The following is a 6,632-nucleotide window of genomic DNA, read 5'->3' as shown; positions in this document are numbered from 1 at the left end:
TGACCCGTCCTGAAATAAGTTGACAGATCGGAGACTTATTATGGGAAATCCAACCAAATCAATCTCTAAGCGTACTCAACGAGATTACACAATAGCCTTTAAATTAGCCGTTGTAGAGCAGGTAGAAAAAGGCGAGTTGACCTACAAGCAAGCACAAGCTAAATATGGAATACAAGGCAGAAGCACTGTTTTAGTGTGGCTTCGCAAGCATGGGCGGCAAGACTGGTATCGCCCGAGGTTAACACTTATGACTATTTCGAACCCCACCCCAGAGCAACAAATCAAAGAGCTAGAGCGTAAGCTTGAAGACGAGAAAGTTCGTAACCTGGTACTCAATGAAATGATTGATTACATCGATACGACACAAGGAACCCAACTGCGAAAAAAGCTTGTCGACATGGGGTTAGGAAACTCCAGAGCCAAGCTCAAATAAGCTTATCGCAGCTGTGCCGTGTAATGGGAATATCCCGGCAGTCTGTTTATCAAGCTGAAAGCCGCTACCAGGGAAGAGCAGCGGCATTGATGCCAGTTCTCAGGCTGGTTCAAGAGATACGACGCTTTATGCCGAGGCTAGGCACTCGTAAACTGTATTATTTACTTAAGCCTAAGCTAGAAGCAGCCGGCATTAAACTTGGCCGGGATGGCCTTTTTGACTACCTGCGCAATCATAACTTGCTGGTAAAGAAGCCGCGAAATTACCATAAAACTACGGATAGTAAACACTGGATGAAGAAGCATCCTAACCTGCTAAAGGAGCTGGTTGTAAGCCGACCTGAGCAGGTCTTTGTTAGCGACATAACCTATGTCGAAACCGATGCGGGAGTCCATTACTTATCGCTGGTAACAGATGCTTATAGCCGGAAAATCATGGGGCATGACGTCTCCCAAAGCATGACAGCGGCAGATATCGGGCGCGCGCTAAAGCAAGCGACTACAGGACGACTTAGCCAGGACCCGTTAATTCACCACTCCGATAGGGGCAGTCAGTACTGTTCACAGGCGTATCAAACCCAGCTCGCATCCAGCTCGATTACGCCCTCCATGACCGATGGTTATGATTGTTACCAGAATGCGCTTGCGGAACGCATTAACGGAATCCTTAAGCACGAGTTTTTACTAACGAAGTGCAAAACGGGTGAGGAGTTGAAGCGCGCGGTAAGGCAATCGATTGCAATCTATAATGAATACAGGCCGCACCTTAGTTTGGGCATGAAAACCCCAAATGAGGTGCATAAAAAAGCCAGTTGCAAGGTGCAACTGGCTTAGTTAAAACCGTCAACATAATTTAGGACGGGTCACTGCTCCGTAGCCTGACGTTCACGTCAGGTGAGATGCCTCAGCTTCTCCGCGCTTTAGACCAGCTCCCTCACCCATGGAAAGCTACAGCGGCCTCTGGCTAACGCCAGCCAATCTGTTCACGCAGATCTCATGCTCACTCTATACAGGGTTTAACTACCAGACCCGACCTGATGCAAAAGCATCAGGCTACTACAGAGCAGCCTTTGGTAATAAAGCGAGGAAGTTCACTTAGTTTTCGATGGTATATATCAAATCGCCACCTTGACCTTCAGTGGTGGAAGTCGATTCAAAAAGTAATCTTTCAGACAGTGTGTAGCGGAGTATGAAAGTAGAGGTTGGTTCTAGTAAGCCTATTCCATATTTAACGTACAGACGAGGAGAGAGGTATTTACCTATATACAAAGAGGTATCATTGATATCACTGGTTTCAGAATCCAAAGACACTTCATCTAAATCAAAAGTATCTTTTATGCCTTCGGTTAAAAACTTGGCACTACGACCACCAACTAATAATGCTGCCTGCAGTTCGAGATTATTCGCATCTCCCTGGCTACCCGGCGGCTTTCCGAATAACAGGTACGAGAGGATAGTACTGTCGGGAAGAGGCGGGGTTGAAAAAAGGCTTAATTCAGGTCGGTTTATAGTACCGGTAACTCGGGCCCCTATCTTCTCAGGCGGCCGTTCGTCTATACCTGTTTTTTCGATATTACGGGTAACTCTAAGATTTAGAGATGGGGTATCTAAAGGACCCCCATTGAAAAGCAAATCACCGCGTTCAATAGCTAATTTTTGTCCGTAAATCTCGTAATTACCGGATACGACTCCAATACTGCCGTTACCTCGTGCAACGGAATCGGGTTGCTGTGTAATCTGGAGCTTCCCTTTTAAGTTACCTGAAAAACCCAGAGCCTCGACGCGAACTTGCTCTCCTAAACTCACTGTTATATCTGTATTAGTAGAAAACAAAGGAGGCTCTTTAGATTCATTTTTCAAAGTAACATCAGCTGACTCCGTGACGGCTTGATCTAAATTCACTGGTGTTATTCGAGCTTTAGGTAGATGTAAATCGCCTCTGACGAACACAAGATCTTTATCAAGCTTTAGAGAGATATCAGGTGATGCAACAAGGAGAAGATCAGGGGTATCTAAAATCAATAGATCTTTACCCTTTATAATCAGGTCTCCGGTTCGTTTAAATGCATTGAGCTCTCCCTCAATAGTGACATCACCCTCACCTATTTTTCCGTTTGCATTAACCGTAAATTCGCCAACATTTGCGTCTGCCGTGAGTTCTGCATTGAGCTCACTAATTAATGTACCACTGGCTAATACAATGATTCTGTCTGCATTAAGGTTAACTTTTCCAGAAGCGGTTGGATCATTTAGATTACCTGCAATGTCGAGTTCAGCGCTTGTACTCCCATCGCCTATATCAACTTGCGGAGAAAATAAACTCAGTAACTCTAAACTGTTAGAGTTTAATGAAACCTTTCCGGAAATAGGGCTATCAGGAGCTATTTCTTCGATAGTAAGCTGCCCTGACAGGTTAAAAGCGAGTTCGTCAGCTACCGCTGTCATGCCTATATCGATACCTTCGTCGTCGCGGTTTTTAGCGGTTAAGTTGAGCTGATTTAAAGTAACTTTTTCTTCACCAGCCAGTACTTGGCTGTTATCCGCGTTAATAACGCCGTCAAGCTTCCTCAACGTCATATTTTGATAATCGAAAGCACCGGTAACCTCAGCCGAAACCTCACCAGTTAGCTTGTAAGCGACGTTGGGTAATACAAGAGCCTGCAGTATACCCAGTGGAACCTCACTGGCATTAGCATCGAAACTTATTACCTTATCCTGCTGTTCTAATTTAAGGCAGAAGGGATTATCTATCCCTTCGTAACTTAGACAGACTGGCGTAGTGTTGAACGTGACATCCTCATAGTTAAAACCAGCTGTTATAGGTTGGTTTAAGCTAACGGCATTGTACTCAGGGTGCTTGAAGTTAAATTTATTAACGCCTAATTCAAACTCTGGTTGGTTTAATTGCCCACTAATATCACCGGTAGCTACAACCTCGCCTTTAACGTCAGAGAGCTCGCTTAAATCTTTAGACGTTATCTGCCAGGAGAGTTTTTTGCCAGGGCTGAGCGCACCTTCAGCGATAAGTGACTGCGTTCCCCAGCTGGCATTAAACTGGTCAACAAATAAGTAAGGCTCTGACAGACGAAGTTCCACTTTTGCATTGACCGCCCGCTGTTGATACTCACCAGAGATGTCTGTAGTTAAAGATAGGTTATCTTTCCAATTGATATCAGCCTTGCCACTGACCGTTTCATCATTATGAGTAAGCTTTAAGCTTAAGACACTCAGGCTGTCTGGATTAAGTTTAGCTTCAGTAACTAGCTTTATGTTTTCTTCCAGCAGGCCTGACAGCTTATTGTTTAAATTAATTGAAAGTTCATCCAGTTCGCCTTGGGCCTGCAGCTTACCTTCGCGGCTGCTAATACCATTTGGCTGGTAGATTAATTCCTCCCAGCTTACTGAGGCATCAATTACCGGAGTAGTGGAGAGTGATGAAATATCTCCCTGCAAGGCTAACTGTCCCTTAATATCGCCTTTAGAATGCACGTTGAGTGGTGCAAAATTTATTATGTTGTCTTGATAGCTAACGGCTCCGTCGATATCCATTGTCTGTTGGTTAACTGTGACAGTTATGTCGGGCTCGATACTGGCTTGTGTTAATCCGCCTTCGCCACGTATATCTCCGGCAAAACTCAATTCAATTTGGTCAACTCCGGCACTTGCCAACCACTGGCTCAGGTTATTCTTTTGCCAATTGCTGTCAAACTGCCAACTAAGCTCCTTTAAAGGGGTATTGATTTTAGCGGTAATTTCACCCACAAGTCCCTCGGACAGCTCACTATTTGTCGTCAGAGACTGAATGTCGCCAGTTATATCCGTTTTTACTTTAAGAGAAGGGAAGTCTGGTGAGTGTAAATGGGTGTTATTTTCGAGCTCACTTTTAAAAGGGTAAGATAACTTAGTTTTTCCGGAAATCTCGGTGGTTAGGTATTGGTGCTCCAGACGAAGCTGTCTGATATTAAGCTGGCCATCAGTGTTAACTCTGGCTGATGCTTCAATCGTTAGTTCCTGAGAAGGGTTTTCTAAAATAAAAAAACGGCTTTCCTTAACCAGCAAGTTACGCAAGTTGACATCTAAAGGCAGCTCAATTTGAATGTCTTCAACAGAAGCTTCAGAATCCGCGTTTTGACTCGAATTCTGAGCTGCACGAAGACGGATCTCGCCACCAAGGCTTTCTATGTTATCTATTCGAATAACACCCGACAACAAAGCTAGCGGATCCCAGTTTATGACTAATTTATCCGGTGTATAGGAAAAAGTTTCGCTTTCAAAATGAAAATCTTCAAACTCAAACTCATTGATCAGGGTTCCATGAAATGCTTTGTACTGGATGTCTACTGGTAGATACTTTTGTCCCTGAGTTAGTACCCAGCGGCTACCTGTTTCGCTGCCAACCAGGCTTATAGCCAGCAATGGAATTAAAACAACCAGAACCAGGAATATACTAGCCAACCAGCGATAAATGCTCATAAATCGGGGCCTAAGGTAAAGTGCAGACGCCAGGGTTTGTCTGGTTCATCTATTGCCTGAGCGAGATCCAGACGAACCGAGCCGATTGGAGAAATCCAACGAATTCCGAACCCGACACTTTGTTTCAGTTTTTCGTTGGGTTCAATCATGGCATTACCGATATCCGTAAATAAAGCGACACGCCAATTTTCCATGAAGCGATAATCAATTTCCGCGCTGGCGACAGCCAAATAACGTCCACCTAAAACAGTTCCTGTATCGTCTTCTGGGCCTAGCTGCTCATAAGCGTAGCCGCGAACACTGTTGTCGCCGCCAGCGAAGAAACGTAGCGAAGGGGGCAACTGATTAAAATCATCTATGTAGGTAGCGCCAGCTTCGGCTCTGGCAAGAAAACGTATATTGTCTGTAACAGGGACAATAGCTTTAAAGCCAAGTTCCATGCTGGCCATATCGGCATCGGACAGCAGCGCCTCATTGGCTGCTTTTAGTGTCACATCAAAACGAAATCCCTTGTCGATATTTAACCTTCCATCAGCTGTCAGATAGTTCCAACTGGCTTGCGGAATTAAAAACTGACTGGTTCCCGAACTTTCGCCAATTTCGAAGTCATCGCGCTGCCAGTTTAAGCCGTACTCGCGTTGCCATTTACCCATTGCAACAATGCTGGATGCGCCAAAGCGATATAGTCGGTTAGTTTGTCCTTCGTTGTTTTTATCAGAGGCCTCAGCTCGAATCTGGTAATAATCTGACTGAGGGTTTTGACCCGGAATGATGTAGTTTGCGCCAACGCGGCTTTCTACTTCAGACAACTGTGTCATCCCCCGGAGTTGGTGTCCCTGGGTATTGACCCAACGGCGGTTAAGGCTGGCACTAATACGTGCTCCGGTATCGGTTCCGTAACCAACACCGTATTGATACTGGTTTCTAAAATTAGGCTCCGAACTGACCGAAATTGGTACGGTGTGTTCTTCGGCACTTTCCCAGTCCGGACTGACCTGAATTTGAGAGAAATATCCGCTGTCACTCAATGCTACTTGTAGCTGGCTTAGCTCCTGCGTGCTATAACCCTCTCCGGGTTCAAAAGGAACAAAGCGATGGAGCAATTCGTCGTCGAGTATATCCTGCTCGAAAGTGACTTGCCCGTATTGGTAGCGTTTTCCTGAATCAAAAACCACCTCTATATCAGCAGTGTTTTCTGCGATATCAATTTCGACATTGTGTTTTATAAAGCGCGCATCGTGATAGCCGCGTTGACTCGCTAATGATAGTAACCTGGACTTAACTTGTTCGTAATTACTATGAATAAAACGTTGTTTTTCCTTGAGATTACTATTATCTACTATGTTGTCAAACACCTTATCTTCAGCTGCATCGCCCTGAATTTCCCATATATTTTTAGCAATTTGTACCGGGTCATTCAGCTCAATTTGATAGGCGGCTGACCAACCTCCGTCAACGGTTTCTAGTTGAGCATTCACTTCAACCTGATAATATCCATATGGGCGGAGTGCTTTTCTAATGTCGGCGGGTGCCTGTCGATGTAGATACCGGACTCTGTAGTCGGCGTAACTTTTGTCTTTATCCAGACGGGCTATTTGCAATAGCGCCATAACATTGGCGTACTCGTCTCCCTCAACACCGGAGACCTCAACTTCAACTGAAGCGAGAGCCTGTCCGCTGAAAAGTAAACTACAGCTAAAAAGAATACATCGAAAGTAACGCATTGA

General features: G+C 44.9%; 3 protein-coding genes. 1 reads left to right on the top strand and 2 read right to left on the bottom strand.

Going from position 1 to position 6,632, the window contains the following annotated elements; translation table 11 throughout:
- Nucleotides 1-40 precede the first annotated feature (40 nt).
- Nucleotides 41-1,266, top strand: a protein-coding gene (locus NJR55_RS13660; RefSeq protein ID WP_253618603.1) for an IS3 family transposase whose coding sequence is annotated in 2 segments (ribosomal slippage) — nucleotides 41-407 and nucleotides 407-1,266 — 1,227 coding nt in all. Because the reading frame shifts where the segments join, the coding sequence is not laid out codon by codon here.
- A 261-nt stretch (nucleotides 1,267-1,527) separates the two neighbouring features.
- On the opposite strand, the gene NJR55_RS13655 is transcribed toward NJR55_RS13660, so the two are convergent.
- Both NJR55_RS13655 and NJR55_RS13650 read right to left on the bottom strand, forming a co-directional pair.
- Complete coding sequence (locus NJR55_RS13655; protein ID WP_253620437.1) at nucleotides 1,528-4,905, bottom strand: translocation/assembly module TamB domain-containing protein; 3,378 nt, start codon at nucleotides 4,903-4,905, stop codon at nucleotides 1,528-1,530.
- Nucleotides 4,902-6,629, bottom strand: a complete 1,728-nt coding sequence (locus tag NJR55_RS13650; RefSeq protein ID WP_253620436.1) for an autotransporter assembly complex protein TamA — start codon at nucleotides 6,627-6,629, stop codon at nucleotides 4,902-4,904. The genes NJR55_RS13655 and NJR55_RS13650 overlap by 4 nt, the downstream gene beginning before the upstream one ends.
- Nucleotides 6,630-6,632: the final 3 nt, after the last annotated feature.

The organism is Idiomarina rhizosphaerae (assembly GCF_024159085.1).
Lineage (GTDB): Bacteria > Pseudomonadota > Gammaproteobacteria > Enterobacterales > Alteromonadaceae > Idiomarina > Idiomarina rhizosphaerae.
The sequence above is the reverse complement of the archived record's forward strand: the minus strand, read 5'-3'. Positions and strand labels throughout refer to the sequence as shown.